The sequence below is a fragment of the Intrasporangium sp. genome (assembly GCF_030452765.1).
Lineage (GTDB): Bacteria > Actinomycetota > Actinomycetes > Actinomycetales > Dermatophilaceae > Intrasporangium_A.
This window is the reverse complement of the sequence record NZ_JAKDLO010000105.1, coordinates 1-16,139: the sequence shown is the minus strand read 5'-3', so window position 1 is coordinate 16,139 and position 16,139 is coordinate 1. Positions and strand designations below refer to the sequence as shown.

Below are 16,139 nucleotides of genomic sequence, written 5' to 3'. Positions count from 1 at the left end.
CCCCCGACCACGCCCGGGCCCACGCTGCGCACAAGGAACACGACGGTCACACGGGCCACGACGCACACGAGGGCCACGACCGTGGCTCAGCTGCCGTGACGGCGACGAGCGAGACCGTCGCTCCGGCACCCGAGGCGGCCCAGCGGCATACGGGCCATGAAGGACACGCACCGGCCGGGCCGGTACTCTCGCCTCACGAGCTGATGGGGCACGGCGGGCACGCGGGGATGTCCATGGACGACATGGTCCGCGACATGCGCAACCGGTTCGTCGTGGCAGCCGTCCTTGCCCTCGCGATCACCCTGTGGTCGCCGATGGGCAGGGACATGCTCGGGTTCACGGTGGCCTCGCCGTTCGGGCTGCGCGACGACGTGTGGACGCTGATCCTGAGCCTGCCGGTGATGTTCTACTCCGCGTGGATCTTCTTCGACGGTGCCGCCCGCGCGCTGCGCAACAGAACCCTCGACATGATGGTCCTCGTCGCCGTGGCGATCGGGGCCGGCTGGCTCTACAGCGTCTACGTCACCCTGACCGGCGGCGGTGAGGTCTTCTACGAGGCGGCCGCGGTCCTTGCTGCCTTCGTGCTCCTCGGGCACTGGTTCGAGATGCGCGCCCGCGGTGGCGCCAACGACGCGATCCGCACCCTCATCGACCTCGCCCCGCCGATGGCCACCGTCCTGCGCGACGGGGAGCCGGTCGAGGTACCGACCGCGGAAGTGGTGGTGGGTGACCTGCTGCTGATCCGTCCCGGCGCGAAGATCCCGACCGACGGCGACGTCGAGCAGGGCCAGTCCGAGATCGACGAGTCGATGGTGACGGGCGAGAGCCTGCCGGTGTCCAAATCCGTCGGCTCGGCGGTGATCGGCGCCTCGATCAACACGACCGGCACGCTCCGCGTGCGCGCCACCAAGGTCGGGGCCGACACGGCCCTGGCACAGATCGTCGCGCTCGTGCAGGAGGCGCAGAACTCCAAGGCGCCCGGCCAGCGGCTCGCCGACCGAGCGGCGTTCTGGCTCGTGCTCGTCGCGCTCATCGGCGGGCTCGCCACGTTCCTCACCTGGGTCGGCATCGGTGCGGGGGTCCAGGCCGCGATGCTCTTCGCGATCACGGTCGTGGTCATCACCTGCCCCGACGCGCTCGGGCTCGCCACCCCGACCGCGATCATGGTCGGCACCGGCCTCGGCGCCAGGCGTGGCGTCCTGTTCAAGAACGCCACCGCCCTGGAGACCTCCGCCCGCATCGACACGGTCGTCATGGACAAGACCGGCACGCTGACCAAGGGTGCCCCCGAGGTCACCCGGGTGATCACGACGGATGGGATGGACGAGTCGGTGCTCCTACCGTTGGTCGCCGCGGTCGAGAAGGAGTCCGAGCACCCGCTCGCGGCCGCGGTCGTGTCGTATGCCGCCGGGCGGGGTCTCCCGGGCGGGGTTGCCTCGGACTTCCGTAACGTTCCCGGGCACGGCGCGGTCGCGGACGTCGACGGCCATCGCGTCGTGGTGGGCAACCGCAAGCTCATGGCGGACGAAGGTGTCGAGCTGGGCAGCCTGCTCGCGGACCGGGACGAGCTGGCCTCGGCCGGGCAGACGGCCGTGCTCGTCGGGGTCGACGGGCGCGGAGCCGCCGTGATCGGCCTGGCCGACGCGGTCCGCGAGACGTCCGCCGAGGCGGTCCGCTCGCTGCATGAGCTCGGCGCCCGGGTGGTCATGCTCTCCGGGGACAACCAGGCCACCGCCGAGCGGATCGCGGCGCAGCTCGGTATCGACACCGTCATCGCCGAGGTTCTGCCAGGGGACAAGGCGGACAAGATCGCCGAGCTGCAGCGTGAGGGACGCCGCGTGGCGATGGTCGGCGACGGGGTGAACGACGCACCGGCACTGGCGCAGGCCGACCTCGGCGTGGCCATCGGTGCCGGCACTGATGTCGCCATCGAGACCGCAGACGTCGTGCTGATGCGCTCCGACCCGCTCGACATCCCAACCGCGCTGCGGGTCGGCCGCGGCACGCTACGCAAGATGCGCCAGAACCTCGGCTGGGCCGTCGGCTACAACGTCATCGCCCTGCCCATCGCCGCCGGCATCTTCTCCACGTGGGGGCTGACCCTCCGCCCCGAGATCGCGGCCCTGTCCATGTCCGGCTCCAGCCTCATCGTCGCCGTCAACGCCCTCATGCTCAAACGCCTGCGACTTCCCGCTGCCGGTGCAGGCGTCCCTGCCACGGTGGGCGGCGCGACGCACCCGCGTGCTGGCTCCTCAGCGTCCTGAGGCCGCTCGCGGCCGCATCTCTAGCAAAACTTCAGCGAACCTCGCTGGATTCCATAGGGCCGCGGGCGGACCCTTGCCGTATCACATTCGCAGAGGTTCTGCCAAGGAGGCGAGCCATGCACCTGTTGGTCCGCGAGCCCTCCATCGACCGGCAAGCGAGTGGTCGGCCCAGAGCATCATCGGCGGTCGCGAGGATAGCCGCGGTCGCCGCTGTGTCCGTGTTGAGCCTGGCTTTCCCTACGGCAGCGTTTGCCCACGGCGACGAGGGCGGGGTGCCCGCGCGGGAGAGTGTCCTGCAGGCCATCGCGTACGTGGTGAACACGCCTGATGACATGGACATGATCACCGACAAGCTGACGGACGCGAAGGAGTCTGAGGACCAGGAGGGCGTGGACATCGCTGAGGTCGACCAGGCGATCCAGGCGCTCGATAGGGGTGACATGCCGCAGGTGCGCTTGCTGCTCGAGCAGTCGATCGGGGCGCGGGCCGACTTGAGCGGTCTGGATGTCCGGCACGTGCTGCAGGTGGCTCCTGGCGGCTCCACCGTGAGCTTGGCAACCGGTGAGCAGCCCGGCACTTTGATCGTGACTGATGAGCTGACCGGCCGCGGGCCTTGGAGCGGGACCGATTCGGCCCTCATCGGGATCGCCGTCGCCGCAGCCGCGGCTGGGGTTCTGCTCGGCTGGAGGTTCCGTCCTGCGCACTCCGTTCACACGCTGCGACACCAGGCCGCAGTCGCGAGCCGTTCTGCGGATCAGAAGGTCGGAGGATGATCGCGATGTCGCACATCACCAAGACGAGACCGGTCGCGCACGTCTCGCGGGGTAGGCGGTTCGTCGGAGCCGTCGACGAGCGGCTGGGTCTGGACGCCCTGCGTTACCCGGTGCCCGAACACGCCAACAACCTCGCCTGGAGTCTCGGGGGTCTGACGGCGGTCTCCTTGGCCATCCTCATCGCGACTGGCGTCGTGCTCGCCCAGTTCTACGACCCCACGCCTGAGGTAGCCAACGCGAGCGTTCGCACCATCGTCGAGGACGTGGCGCTGGGTGGGTTCATCCGGTCGCTGCACTTCTGGGCCGCCCAGGCGATGTACGTCCTGGCCGCCCTGCACCTGATCCGCGTCTTCTTCCACGGGTCGTACAAGCGGCCGCGTGAGGCCAACTGGCTGATCGGGGTCAGCATGTTCGGCCTAACGCTACTGGCCCTGTTCACCGGCACCGTGCTCAAGTGGGACCAGGAGGGCTACGAGGCGCTGGCCCACAACCTCGAGCTCGGCCAGGTCCTCGGCGGGGCCGGGTTCTGGTTCTCGACGTCGTTCGCCGCCCACACTCCGATCCTGGTGCGGCTCTACTCGGCACACATCATGCTGATCCCGGGCCTGATCGTCATCCTGGTCACCCTGCACGCGCTGCTGATCAAGCGGCACAAGATCTCCAGCCACCCCGGCCTGCCCGCTCCGGCGCCCGACACTCCGGCCGCTCTCGAGCCCGGTGGCACCCTGCCTGCCCCACGGCCGGCGCTGGTGGAGGTCAGCACCCCGCCGGGAGAGACCTACCTCGAGGCACGGGAGCCGTTCACCCACCACCTGCGCCGCGTCGGAGCATTCGGGCTGGTGCTTCTGGCCGTGCTCAGCATCGTCGCCGTGCTCTTCCCGCCGCCGGTGGGTCCGACCCCGGTCGCCGGCGTGGAGGTGACCAAGCCGATGTGGCCCTTCTGGTGGATGTTCACCTTGGAGAACTGGTTCGGGCTGCCCGCGATCCTCTGGGGTGGGCTCGCGCTGTTCGGGCTGCTGTTTGCGGTCCCGTTCATCGACCGCAACCCGAAACGGTCATGGCGCACCCGCCCGGTCGCGATGACCCTGGCGGCCCTGGTGATCCTGGCGCTCGTCGTGCTGACCATCTTCATGGGAATCACGACGCCGGCGGCCCACCTGTAGACAAGCCCGAAGGGAGGTCTCGTCGTGAACCGCGTCCACCGTAACTTCTGGGTCCTGGTGACCGCGTCGGTTGTCGCCGTCGGGCTGCTGTCGACTGCGGTCCGGATGCCGCCGAGCCCGTTCGCCGGTATCTTGACGGGCGTCGCCGGGCTTGCCGTGGCAGGCTCGCTCGCCCTGGCCGGCCGCATCCTCGTCGTCACCACCCGATCGAGCTCCAGGACCCGCAGCGGGAGCCGAGGCCGAAACGATCGGGAATGAATGGCGTCACTACGCCCGGAGGACCTCACCGCACCGGTGAGGTCCTCCACGTTTCTGGCCTAGGGCCCGACGCCGGCCACGGTGTCTCAACCCATGGGGCACATGGGGCCGGGTTCCCACCCGGACTTGCCTTGGTGCATGCCGGGGTTGTGCGTCCCGTCGAACCCCATCGTCTGGGCGCATGCGCTCACGTGTTGGCCGAACTCGGCGTTGGCGTTCGCTGCCTGAGCGGGCCCGGCGGCCAGCACCCCGGCACCTGCCAGCGCAAGGACGGCCGTGGCCCTGAAGAGCTTTCGCATGGTGAATCCACCTTTGGTCGGGTGGCGACTCCTGAGCGGTCGCTATCTGCCCATCATTGAGGTCCGAAAGGCAGCATGGAACCCCGCGGGTGAAACCTTCATCATTCCTTGAGCATTCACGCGGTCCTCTCTTCATCAGCGAACCGCATGCTGAGGTCTAGAGGATCAGCGACATCACGCGGCGCGCGAGGTGTCAGGGCCTGACCTTGAGGAGACGGCAATGTTTGACTTCGTTCAACGGAACTGGATCGGCATCCTGTTCGTCGTGGCGATGCTGGCGATGCACTTCGGAGGTCACCGGCACGGCGGCCGGGGAGGACACGCTGGGCATGGCGGCATGATGGGCGGCTGCGGTGGACACACCTCGACCAGACCTCACGAGCATGCGAGCGAGGGCGGTAGAACGTCCCCGGCGTCGACCCCGCCGCCCAGCTCGTCAGTGCCGGACCCGACCCGTGATGCCTACTCTCCCGACGCCGACGACGCCGACAGCCCGGTGCCGCCAGATGCGACCCAGCCGGTCCCGGGGGGATCGATCGAGCGATCGCGGCATCGCCACGGCTGCTGAACGGCTACGGCGATCTTCTCGACCCGTGTCTTGGCCCGCCGCGCCCGCCGCAGCCGCTGGCCTTCCTTGTCCCGGCTGAACCAGCACGCGCGAACCGCGCGGCCCACTAGAGTTGCGGAGCCTCCATGCGTCCAGTCCTGTTGTCCATCTTCGGCTTCGACATCCAGACGTACGGTGTCAGCAAGGCCCTCGCCGCGTGGGTTGCTGCCCTGCTCCTTGCTCGCGCCTTCGAGCGGCGCGGCATGGGCAGCCGTCAGCAGGCCTACTCCCTCGTGCTCTGGTCGACGCTGTGGGGCTTCCTCGGGGCGAAGGTCTACTACCTGCTCGAACACCTGCCGACGCTGAGCATGCACGACTTCGGGGGGATGGGCTTCACCTGGTACGGCGGACTCATCGCCGGCGCCACGGCTGCGCTGCTCATGATCCGGCGATGGAGCCTCCCGCTGGGTGCCGTGGCGGGTGCCATGGCCGTGCCACTGTCCGTGGCGTATGCCATCGGCCGCTTGGGCTGCCTCGTGTCCGGCGATGGAACCTACGGCCGACCCACTTCGCTGCCGTGGGGCATGACCTTCCCTAACGGTGTCGTGGCGACCGACGTGCCGGTGCACCCGACACCGCTGTACGAGGCCGTTGCCGCACTGGTGATGGCCGGGCTGCTGTGGTGGTTGGGTCGCAGGACGAACGGGCCTGCCCTCTTCGGCTGGTACCTCATTCTCAGCGGCGCGGCGCGCTTCCTCGTCGAGTTCCTCCGAACCAACGACCCAGTGGTCGTCGGCTTGACCCAGCCGCAGCTGTGGGCGCTGGCAAGCCTCGCCGGCGGAACCGCGCTGCTCGCCTGGACAGCTCGGCGCCCGGTGCACGCCGCCGGACAGAACGCAGGCGCGAGCCTCGCCCTCGCCGAGCACTCAGCGCCTGACCTCGACAAGACGGGAGTGACACGGTGAATTCGCTGATCGGCGAGCCGCACGTCCTGCTGGGCGCCTATGTGCTGGGCGCCCTTTCGGACGAGGACCAAGTGGCCTTCGGAAGCCATCTGCAGTGCTGTCGGCAGTGCCGTGAGGAGCTGGCCGAAGTCGCTGGACTCCCGCGCCTCCTCGACCTCGTCGACCCCGCGGTTGTGGACGCGCTCGCCCGTTCGTGACTGCCCCCTCCGCTCCGTTACGGGCGCTGTCCCCCGTGCCGTTTCGTAGCCGCGAATCTTCATCAGACCTTCAGGGATCTGGTGGAACAACGGATAAGCACGAGCGGTTCCATGGAGTAGAGCAAATACCCCGTACGGGTATTGCGGCGACTTGGGTCACCCCCGAGCCGCACCGATCAACGGAGGTGAAGTCCGATGACCATCGGTGATGGCACCATCGTCTTGTCAGCGCTCCTTCTGACCGGCCTCATGGCGTGGTTCTTCTTCGGTCCGAAGAAGACCCGGCAGGCCGAGATCGAGGACGGGGTCCAGCTGGTGCGCGTGGGCGTGAAGGGGGGCTACAGCCCAGACTTGATCGAGGTCCGCGCCGGTGTGCCGGTGCGGATGCTCTTCGACCGCCAGGAGGCCGGCGACTGCTCCTCGCGGGTGGTCATGCCCGACTTCAAGGTCAATCAGCTGCTGCCGGCCTACGCGACGACGGCTGTCGAGTTCGTGCCGCGTGAGGAGGGCGACTTCCGGTTCGCCTGCGGGATGAACATGATCAGCGGCACCCTGCACGTCGTCGGCGACCCTGTCACCGCACAGTCGGGTGGCGCGCCGTCGGGCGGCGCGGCCACGAAGGGGACGGCCGTGGCCCTGCTGGAACGCGACCCGCGTCACGGCCACCCGTCAGACAGGGACGACCAGAACGGACACCACCCAGGTAGTCACCCCTCAGGCAGCCACCGAACGGACGGTCACGCCACAACGGACGGACCGGGTGCGGCTGAGGAAGATGCTGCCGTCGACGGCGAGGACGCGGAAGCGGCCGAGCGGGCCTTGGAGATCAAGGACCTGACCCGTCGGGTGATCTTCGGCGCGATCCTGACCTCGCCGGTCCTGTTCGCGGTGATGCTCACGGAGTTCTTCGGCGTGACCTGGGTGCCGGACCTGCTGATGAACCGCTGGTTCCAGCTGGCCTTCATCGCGCCGGTGATGTTCTACACCGGGTGGCCGATCCACCGGACCGGCTGGCTCGCGCTGTCCCACCGCACCGCTGACATGAACTCCCTCATCACCCTCGGCACGTTCGCGGCGTTCGGGTACAGCCTGGTCGTGACCTTCGTCCCGGGCATCCTGCCCGAGAACGTGCGGGAGGTGTACTACGAGGCGGTCGGCGTCATCATCACCCTGATCCTGCTCGGCCGGCTCCTGGAGACCAAGGCCAAGGCCGGCACCGGCGAGGCGATCCGCACCCTGATCGGCCTGCAGCCCCGCACCGCCCGCGTGGTCCGGGACGACATCGAGTCCGAGGTCGCCATCGAGAACGTGCTCGTCGGCGACGTCGTCGTGGTCCGCCCGGGCGAGAAGCTGCCGGTCGACGGGCACGTCCTGGAAGGCACCTCGGCGGTGGACGAGTCCATGGTCACCGGAGAACCGATCCCGGTAACGAAGTCGTCCGGTGACGAGGTCATCGGCGCGACGATCAACCAGACCGGGTCCTTCCGCTACCTAGCCACCAAGGTCGGCGGCGAGACGATGCTGGCCCAGATCATCAAGCTCGTCCGCGAGGCCCAAGGCTCGAAGGCCCCGATCCAGCGGCTGGTCGACAAGGTGTCCAGCTACTTCGTGCCGGCCGTCATCACGATCGCCATCTGGGCGTTCGTGGTGTGGGCACTCGTCGGCCCCGAACCCGCGTTCGTCTTCGCGCTCGTCGCCGCCGTGTCGGTGCTGATCATCGCCTGCCCGTGCGCGCTCGGCCTGGCCACCCCCATGTCGATCACCGTCGGCACCGGCAAGGGCGCCACCAACGGCATCCTGATCCGGTCCGCCGAGGCCCTCGAGACCGCCCACAAGCTCGACACGATCGTGCTGGACAAGACCGGCACGATCACGAACGGCAAGCCGGTCCTGACCGACGTCCTACCGGTCCACCCGCTGGGCGCCGAGATCCTGCTCACCCTCGTCGCCGCCGTGGAACGCTCCTCCGAGCACCCCCTGGGGGCAGCCATCGTGGCCGGCGCGCACGAGCGCGGACTGGAGCTGCCGGACGTGACCGCCTTCGACTCGATCACCGGGCAGGGCGTCCGCGCCCTGGTCGGCGGACGGGAGGTGCTGGTCGGCAACGGCCGACTGCTCACCGGGGCCGGAATCGACCCGTCGCCACTTCTGACTGACCTCGACCAGCTGGCCCGCGACGGCAAGACCCCCATCCTGGCCGCCATCGACGGCCACCCGGCCGGCGTCATCGGCGTCGCCGACACCGTCAAGGACGGCTCGGCCGCGGCGGTCGCCGCCCTGCAGGCCCGCGGGATCGAGGTCGTCATGATGACCGGCGACAACCGCGCCACCGCCGCAGCGATCGCCCGCCAGGTCGGCATCCGCCGCGTCGTCGCCGAGGTCCTGCCCGAGCACAAGGCCACCGAGGTCAAGCGTCTGCAGGGCGAGGGCAAGATCGTCGGCATGGTCGGTGACGGCATCAACGACGCACCCGCGCTGGCCCAGGCCGACGTCGGCTCGGCCATCGGCACCGGCACCGACGTCGCGATCGAGTCCTCCGACATCACCCTCATCTCGGGCGACCTGTCCGGGGTCGTCACCGCCGTGGACCTGTCCCGCGCGACGATGCGCAACATCAAGCAGAACCTCGTGTTCGCGTTCATCTACAACGGGATCGGGATCCCGATCGCCGCGGGCGCCCTTTACCCGGCCCTCGGGCTCACCCTGAGCCCGATGATCGCGGCGGCGGCCATGGCGCTGTCATCACTGTCCGTGGTGGCCAACGCCAACCGTCTCAAGACCTTCCGCCCCAAGCCGATCAACCAGCAGGTCCACGTGAACGCGACCGAGCCGACTGTCGAGGTCGGGCGCGAAGAGGAACCCGGTCAGGACCCGGGGCCAGCGAGAGAGGAAACACCGATGGGCACGACAACCGACAAGGTCACCGACCCGGTCTGCGGGATGAGCATCGACCCCGCCAGCGCCGCGGAGACCGCCGAGCACGAGGGCAGAACGTACTACTTCTGCTCGGCGCACTGCGCTGCCACGTTCGAGAAGGACCCGGCCAAGTACGCCGGAGCCACCACCTGACACCACGTCCTGGTGCCTGCCTAACTCCGTCGGGCACCGGGACGCAGGGCAGGACGGGCGGCCCCGCACGAAAGGGGACACCATGAGCGCAACCACCGCGCAGGCCACGCTGCCGGCCGGACGGCACGAGATCATCAGCCGCCTGCACCGCATCGAGGGCCAGGTCCGTGGAATCGAGCGGATGGTCGAGGACGATCGGTACTGCATCGACGTCCTGACCCAGGTCGCGGCCGCGTCCCGGGCGCTGCAGGGCGTCGCCCTCGCCCTGCTCGAGGACCACATCCGACACTGCTTGGCCGGGCCCGGTCTGGGCCTGCCCGAGGACAGGGTCAAGGAAGCCTCCGCGGCCATCGCCCGACTAGTGCACAGCTGAAGGGGACGGATCCCCATGTCTGCAACGGTGGTGCGCCCGGTCTCCCCCGACCCGACACGCACGGTGCAGCGCCCCAGACCGGGACGAATGCTGTGGATCACCGCCACGTGGGGCGCCTGCTTCCTCTTCATTGCGTGGGGGCTGCGTGACGCACCCATCCTCTGGTTCGCCGCCCTGCGGGCACTCATCGCCGGGGCCGCCCTGCTCGCAATGGGTTTTCTCCAGCGCCGACAACAACCCCGGGGTGCACGTGCCTGGGGCTGGGTCACCCTGACCGGCCTGGTCAATGTGACCATCGCCTTCGCCGCCATGTTCGCCGGGGTCGCAGGCCTGGCGACGGGGGCCGCAGCGGTGCTGGCCAACGCCCAGCCGCTGCTGATCCTGCTGCCGGCCTGGTGGCTGTACCGTGAGGCCCTGTCGGCGCGCACCGCGCTGGCCCTCGTCGTCGGCTTCGCCGGGCTGGTCCTGGTTGCCCTGCCGGGTGGCGGTGGCAGCGGCGCGGCACTGTCACTCCTCGCGGCGGCCGCCGTGACCGCGGGAACGCTGCTTTCGCGTCGACTCGCCGGCCTCGACGTGCTGGCCGCCACGGGTTGGCACCTGCTCATCGGCGGCCTCGCCCTGGCCGGAATCGCGCTGCTGGTCGAAGGCGCGCCGGTCATTGCCTGGACCCCCCGGTTCCTGCTCTCGTTGGCCTTCCTCTCGCTCGCCGGTACCGCCGCCACGACCGTCGCCTGGTTCGTCGAGGCCCGGCGCGCCCGCCTCGATGCGCTCACAAGCTGGACGTTCCTGACACCGGTCGTCGGCATCGTGGCGGCCGTGTGGTTCCTCGGCGAGCGGCCGGCCGGGTGGATCGCCGTCGGCCTAGCCACGACCCTGGTCGCCATGTGGGTCGCTCTCGGGCCCCAACACGCCGTCACGGAGGGAGCAGACGCCGGGGAGGATGCCCGAGCTTTGCCCCGCTCTCTCGAGGAGGGCGGCGGGACGAAACGCGGAAGGCCCGAAGTATGACACGGCAGAAGGGCCGGACGGCGGGCCTTACGCACCCGGGGCTGCGCCCGCCGCAGGAGGCGGTCATCTTCGACCTGGACGGGGTCGTGACGGATACGGCCAGACTGCATGCTCGAGCCTGGACGCAGCTGTTCGACGAGGCCCTGGCCGATCCCCGCGCGTCGAGCACGCGTGGAGGCGGTCCGCCGGCGCGGTTCGACGCGGAACCGGACTACCGACGATACGTGGACGGAAGATCCCGTCAGGACGGCGTCAGGGCAGTCCTGGAAGCGAACAGCATCGCGGTCCCGGAGGGTGCGCCGGGCGACCCGGAGGGCGCGTGGACGGTGCACGGACTCGCCGCGAGGAAGAACCGGATTTTCCTCGAGCTCCTCGGATCAGAGGGCGTTCGGGCCTTCCCCGGCACGGCCGCCCTCGTGGCGCGGCTCAGGGCGGCCCAGGTGCCAGTCGGGTTGGTCAGCGCCAGCCGCAACGCCGTCCCGGTTCTGAGGGCTGTTGGCCTTGAGGACGCCTTCGACGTCGTCGTCGACGGCGAGCAGGCCGCCGCGCTGGGCCTTCCCGGGAAGCCGGACCCGGCGATGTACCTGCGCGCCGCCGAGGCCCTCGGTGTGCAACCCTCCCGCGCAGCGGTCATCGAGGACGCGGTGGCCGGTGTCGAGGCGGCCCGTAGTGCGGGTTTCGGCCTCGTCGTCGGTATCGCCCGAGCGGGCCAACGCGACGAGCTCGAGGCGGCGGGAGCCGATCTGGTTGTCGAGGACGTCGCGCAGCTGGACCTTGGTTCGTTGCGGGTCGACCCGTGGCTGCTGGTCTATGAAGGGTTCGATCCCGCCCACGAGGGCCACCGGGAGGCGCTGACCACGCTGGCGAACGGCTACCTCGGCACCCGCGGCGCGGCGCCCGAGAGGGCGGCGGACGACGTGCGCTACCCGGGCACCTACCTCGCCGGGGTGTACAACCGGCTGACCACCGTCGTCGACGGACACGAACGGGAGGACGAACACCTCGTCAACGCACCGAACTGGCTGCCCCTCGACGTGCGGGTTGAGGATGCCGCCTGGTGGTCCGAGGGTGGACTGGCCACGTCGGCGGAACACCGCGAACTCGACCTGCGGCGAGGGTTGCTCACCCGCACCGCCACGCTGACGGACGCCACCGGTCGGCAGCTGCTGCTGACCCAGCGCCGCATCGTCTCGATGGACCGCCCGCACCTCTGTGCCCTGGAGACGACCCTGGTGCCCGTGGGCTGGGGCGGGTCCGTTGAGGTCCGGGCATCCATCGACACAGCGGTCGTCAACGCCAACGTTGCTGACGACGCGGCCCTGGCCAACCGGCACCTTCGAGTGATGGACACGCGCATCGCCGGCCAGGGCGTGATCGTCGCCGAGGTCGAAACCATGACCAGCCACATCCGCATCGCGGTGGCCGCCCGCCTCGTCGCCACGGCCGGCGCTGACGACGTGGTGTGCCGCACGCAGGGACGCGGCTGGACGTGCGTCCAGACCGTCCGAGTGGATGTCGCGCCGGACCGACCGGCGGTCGTCGACAAGACCGTCACCGTGTTCACCTCCCGCGACGCAGCGATCTCCTCACCCGGCGACGCCGCGCTGAACGAGCTCGCCGCCGCTCCAACACGTCTGCAGGGCCTTCTGTCACGTCACGTTGTCGCATGGGAGCGACTCTGGCGGCGATTCGTCATCGAGCTCGACGCCGACGTCCAGACCCGGCTGGTGCTCAACCTGCACGTCTTCCACCTGCTCCAGTCCCTCTCGGAGCACACCGCCCTCCTCGACGCCGGAGTCCCCGCTCGAGGACTGCACGGGGAGGGGTACCGCGGGCGCGTCTTCTGGGACGAGCTATTCGTCCTGCCCGTCCTCACTGCACACCTGCCGGCGGTGAGCCGCGGACTGCTCGAGTACCGCCACCGCCGCCTGGATCGGGCGCGCCTGACCGCAGCAGAACACGGCCTGCGCGGTGCGCTCTTCCCGTGGCAGAGCGGCAGCGATGGGCGCGAGGAAACCCCGACGGCGCTGTACAACACCCGATCTGGGCGGTGGATGCCGGACCACTCGCACCTCCAGCGCCACGTCGGTCTCGCCGTTGCCTACAACGCGTGGCAGTACTACACGTCCACCGGGGACGTCGGCTGGCTCGCAGGGCGGGGAGCGGACCTCATCATCGAGGTGGCCCGCCTCTTCGCCGCGATGGCCAGGTATGACCCCGAGGCCGACCGGTTCCACCTTCACGGGGTCATGGGTCCCGACGAGTACCACGACGGTCCACCGGACCAGCCCGGCGCGGGGCTGACGGACAACGCCTACACGAACGTCCTCGCCGCCTGGGTCTGCCAGCGTGCTGGCGACGTGCTGCAGGACGTGGCCGGCTACGACTGCGACGAGGTGAGCGCCCGACTGCAGATCGGGGCTGAGGAGCCAGTCCGCTGGGAGCACCTCAGCCGCCGCCTGTCGGTCCCATTCCATGACGGGGTCATCAGCCAGTTCGCCGGCTACGAGACCCTCGACGAATTGGACTGGGCACGCTACCGGCAGCAGTACGGCAACATCGGCCGCCTCGACCTCATCCTCGAGGCCGAAGGCGACTCGACCAACCGGTACAAGCTCGCCAAGCAGGCCGACGTCCTCATGTTGCTCTACCTGCTGGGCGAGGCCGGCCTGATCGAGGCGTTGGCGCGTCTGGGCTACCCCGTCACCCACGAGGACCTACGCAGGAGCGTCGACTACTACCTCCCCCGCACCGCGCACGGATCCACCCTGAGCGGGGTCGTGCACGCATCGGTGCTCGCGCGGATGGATCCTGCCGCAGCGTGGCCCCTGTTCCAAGAGGCCCTGACCGCAGACCTCGACGACACCCAGGGCGGCACGACGGAACACGGCATACACCTGGGCGCCATGGCGGGAACGATCGACATCGTCACGCGCTCCTTCGCGGGGGTCACCGTGGACGGCAACGCCGTGACCCTCGATCCCCGCCTGCCGGTCCGGCTTGCAGGGGCACGGTTCGAGCTGCAGCACCGCGGCCAGCGACTGCGGGTCGTGCTGACGTCGGACACCGCCCGAGTATCCGCCGACCCCTGCGCCGCCAACGCGGATGTCGACGTCCGCGTCGCAAGCCGGCGGAAGGAGGACGGATCCTCATGAGCCCGACACGTGCCCTGTCTCTCGTTCGCTTCCTCCGGCTGTTGCAGGGTCCCATCGACCGGCATCCGAAGGAGTGACGTGGATCTGCAACTGCTTCTCAGGGTGCTACGCCTGCGCAGACAGCTGGCCCGCCAGGAGACGTGGAGCTGGCCGCGTCTCCAAGCCCACCAAGACCGGGCGCTGCGCGCCCTCCGGGTCCACGCCTACGCGGCCTCGCCGTTCTACCGGAGGTTCCACGAGGGCCTGTTCGATGCGCCGCTGTCCGCGCTTCCCGTGCTCACCAAGGCCCAGCTCATGGAGAACTTCGACGAGGTGGTCACCGACCGCGACATCCGGCTGGCGCAGGTTCGGTCGTTCCTGGAGCAGATGCGCGGCGCGGAACGACTGAAGGGGCGGTACTACGTCGCCGCGACGGCAGGCACGACCGGTCGGCCCGGCATCTTCCTGTGGGACGTGGACGAGTGGGCCGGGATACTGGCCTCCTACAGTCGGCCCTACGCCTGGGGCGGAGCGGCACTCCGGCTGACCAAGCGCACCAAGATGGCCGTGGTCAGCTCCACGACCCCGTGGCACCAGTCGGCACTCGTGGGCGCCACGGTCGACAGCCCGTTCATCCCCACGCTGCGGCTCGACTCAAGCGACCCGATGGAAGACCTCGTGGCCCGGCTCGACACCTTCGAGCCGGACGTTCTCGTGGGCTACGCCTCCATGCTGAGGCTGCTGGCCGTGGAAGCCATGGAGCGACGCCTGCACATCAAGCCAAAGGCGATCTTCAGCGCCTCCGAAGTGCTGACGGACGAGAGTCGCCGGCGCATCGGGGCGGCGTGGGGACGGAAGCCGATGAACGTCTACGCTGCGACGGAGACGGCAGGTATCGCCGCTGAGTGTGAGCACCATACGGGCCTGCACCTCTTCGAGGACCTGGTCATCACGGAGGTCGTCGATGGCAGCTATCGCCCGGTGCCAGTCGGGGAGTTCGGATCGAAGGTGCTCGTGACCGTCCTGGGGTCGCGCACGATGCCGCTCATCCGATACGAGCTGAGCGATAGCGTGCGGCTCGCGCCGGCGGAGCCGTGCCCCTGCGGTCGAGCCTTTGCCAGGATCGATTCCCTGCAGGGCCGCGAGGAGGACTCTCTGGCCTTGGCGAAGGTCGATGGCGGTCGCATCACGGTGCAGCCGGGGATTTTCCACCGCGTCATGGACCTCGTCCCCGTCGTCGAATGGCAGGTCGTGCACGACGACCGGGGGCTGACCATCCTGGTGGCCGGGCAGGAGAGCGGTTTCCAGTCCGAGGACCTACGCAACCGCCTGCATGAGGAACTCGTGCGCACAGGTGCCGTCGTTCCGGTGATTCGGGTGGAATCCGTCGAGAAGATCCCCCGCACGCCACTCGGGAAGGCACCGCTCATCCGCTCAATCGCTGATCACACCGGAAACTAGCGCGAAGCGTGTTCTGATGCGACGGAGTCGCATCGAGAATGCTCCTGCTTCTAGCCTGCCGTCCCCCTGGGAAGTGGCGACGCCGGGAGCGGCTCGGGGCCCGCCGACGTCACGGTGGCCGCTGGTCGCCCATCCGCGTCTTCGTTGGGGAGCCAAGACTGGATCACGTCGAGTACGGTCCGGGTCATTCGTCCGAGCCGCGCACGGGCGCCGCCCTCCGCGTCCCAGGAATCGCCTTCAGCCATCAGGTCTTTCGCTCCGGTCTGCCCTCTCCGAGCCAGGCTCGACAGCGGAACGAACCGCGCCGAGGCTACTTCTGCGAGATTGCCTGAATCGACGAAGGCCGGCGACCCGGCCCAGGCCAGGACCGGAGTGACGAGAAACCCCGTCTCGGGCAGCGCGATCGCCGGCAGCTCCCCGAGAACCTCGACGCTCTCCGGCGACAGGCCCACCTCCTCGTGCGCCTCACGCAGCGCGGCCGCCCTCAGGTCGTCGTCGCCAGGGTCGAGCGAACCGCCCGGGAAAACGAGCTGTCCGGGGTAGTCCCTCAGGTCGCTGGCCCGCTCGGTCAGCAGCACCTGGGCCCCATCCGATCCGTAGCCCAGCAGTACCAGCACGGCGCTCGGAC

The 16,139-nt window shown here is 69.4% G+C and carries 14 protein-coding genes; 11 read left to right on the top strand and 3 right to left on the bottom strand.

Annotated elements, in window-relative coordinates:
• The 4 genes from L0H79_RS13755 to L0H79_RS13740 form a co-directional block, all read left to right on the top strand.
• On the top strand, positions 1-2,264 hold a 2,264-nt coding region (locus L0H79_RS13755; protein WP_301485192.1), incomplete at its 5' end, for a cation-translocating P-type ATPase.
• A 272-nt stretch (positions 2,265-2,536) separates the two neighbouring features.
• Complete coding sequence (locus tag L0H79_RS13750; RefSeq protein WP_301485191.1) at positions 2,537-3,037, top strand: hypothetical protein; 501 nt, start codon at positions 2,537-2,539, stop codon at positions 3,035-3,037.
• Positions 3,034-4,200: a cytochrome b N-terminal domain-containing protein gene (locus L0H79_RS13745; protein WP_301485190.1), complete on the top strand. Its 1,167-nt coding sequence runs from the start codon at positions 3,034-3,036 to the stop codon at positions 4,198-4,200. Before L0H79_RS13750 ends, L0H79_RS13745 begins: the two co-directional genes overlap by 4 nt.
• A 24-nt stretch (positions 4,201-4,224) precedes the next feature.
• The gene (locus L0H79_RS13740) at positions 4,225-4,458 is read left to right on the top strand and encodes a hypothetical protein (protein WP_301485189.1); all 234 of its coding nucleotides are present in this window, start codon (positions 4,225-4,227) and stop codon (positions 4,456-4,458) included.
• Between the two features lie 86 nt (positions 4,459-4,544).
• Here the strand turns inward: L0H79_RS13740 and L0H79_RS13735 are convergent, their stop codons facing one another.
• Positions 4,545-4,757 carry a hypothetical protein gene (locus L0H79_RS13735; RefSeq protein ID WP_301485187.1) on the bottom strand — a complete coding sequence of 71 codons (213 nt, stop codon included), beginning with the start codon at positions 4,755-4,757 and terminating at the stop codon, positions 4,545-4,547.
• Positions 4,758-4,950: 193 nt separating this feature from the next.
• Positions 4,951-5,118, bottom strand: coding sequence for a hypothetical protein (locus L0H79_RS13730; RefSeq protein ID WP_301485186.1), 168 nt, complete (start codon positions 5,116-5,118; stop codon positions 4,951-4,953).
• A 332-nt stretch (positions 5,119-5,450) separates the two neighbouring features.
• Here L0H79_RS13730 and L0H79_RS13725 point away from each other — a divergent pair, with 332 nt between their 5' ends.
• From L0H79_RS13725 to L0H79_RS13695, 7 genes are all read left to right on the top strand, one after another.
• Positions 5,451-6,269 carry a prolipoprotein diacylglyceryl transferase gene (locus L0H79_RS13725; RefSeq protein WP_301485185.1) on the top strand — a complete coding sequence of 273 codons (819 nt, stop codon included), beginning with the start codon at positions 5,451-5,453 and terminating at the stop codon, positions 6,267-6,269.
• The gene (locus L0H79_RS13720; protein ID WP_301485184.1) at positions 6,266-6,466 is read left to right on the top strand and encodes a zf-HC2 domain-containing protein; all 201 of its coding nucleotides are present in this window, start codon (positions 6,266-6,268) and stop codon (positions 6,464-6,466) included. The genes L0H79_RS13725 and L0H79_RS13720 overlap by 4 nt, the downstream gene beginning before the upstream one ends.
• A gap of 195 nt (positions 6,467-6,661) precedes the next feature.
• Entirely contained in the window at positions 6,662-9,535 is a 2,874-nt protein-coding gene (locus tag L0H79_RS13715; RefSeq protein WP_301485183.1) for a heavy metal translocating P-type ATPase, read from the top strand.
• An 82-nt stretch (positions 9,536-9,617) separates the two neighbouring features.
• The gene (locus L0H79_RS13710; RefSeq protein WP_301485182.1) at positions 9,618-9,908 is read left to right on the top strand and encodes a metal-sensitive transcriptional regulator; all 291 of its coding nucleotides are present in this window, start codon (positions 9,618-9,620) and stop codon (positions 9,906-9,908) included.
• Positions 9,909-9,923: 15 nt separating this feature from the next.
• Entirely contained in the window at positions 9,924-10,916 is a 993-nt protein-coding gene (locus tag L0H79_RS13705; RefSeq protein ID WP_301485180.1) for a DMT family transporter, read from the top strand.
• Positions 10,913-14,071, top strand: coding sequence for a beta-phosphoglucomutase family hydrolase (locus tag L0H79_RS13700; protein WP_301485179.1), 3,159 nt, complete (start codon positions 10,913-10,915; stop codon positions 14,069-14,071). The genes L0H79_RS13705 and L0H79_RS13700 overlap by 4 nt, the downstream gene beginning before the upstream one ends.
• A 78-nt stretch (positions 14,072-14,149) precedes the next feature.
• A complete protein-coding gene (locus L0H79_RS13695) occupies positions 14,150-15,511 on the top strand; it encodes a phenylacetate--CoA ligase family protein (protein WP_301485178.1) in 1,362 nt (453 codons plus the stop codon).
• Between the two features lie 50 nt (positions 15,512-15,561).
• On the opposite strand, the gene L0H79_RS13690 is transcribed toward L0H79_RS13695, so the two are convergent.
• Positions 15,562-16,139 (bottom strand): CoA pyrophosphatase (locus L0H79_RS13690; protein ID WP_301485177.1); only part of this gene is annotated, 578 nt, incomplete at its 5' end.

What these genes read in the sequence shown, in the direction of transcription:
- L0H79_RS13745 (WP_301485190.1), top strand. Translation starts at nt 3,034, where the DNA reads ATGATCGCGATGTCGCACATCACCAAGACGAGACCGGTCGCGCACGTC.
- L0H79_RS13735 (WP_301485187.1), bottom strand. Translation starts at nt 4,757, where the DNA reads ATGCGAAAGCTCTTCAGGGCCACGGCCGTCCTTGCGCTGGCAGGTGCC.
- L0H79_RS13725 (WP_301485185.1), top strand. Translation starts at nt 5,451, where the DNA reads ATGCGTCCAGTCCTGTTGTCCATCTTCGGCTTCGACATCCAGACGTAC.
- L0H79_RS13715 (WP_301485183.1), top strand. Translation starts at nt 6,662, where the DNA reads ATGACCATCGGTGATGGCACCATCGTCTTGTCAGCGCTCCTTCTGACC.
- L0H79_RS13710 (WP_301485182.1), top strand. Translation starts at nt 9,618, where the DNA reads ATGAGCGCAACCACCGCGCAGGCCACGCTGCCGGCCGGACGGCACGAG.
- L0H79_RS13705 (WP_301485180.1), top strand. Translation starts at nt 9,924, where the DNA reads ATGTCTGCAACGGTGGTGCGCCCGGTCTCCCCCGACCCGACACGCACG.
- L0H79_RS13700 (WP_301485179.1), top strand. Translation starts at nt 10,913, where the DNA reads ATGACACGGCAGAAGGGCCGGACGGCGGGCCTTACGCACCCGGGGCTG.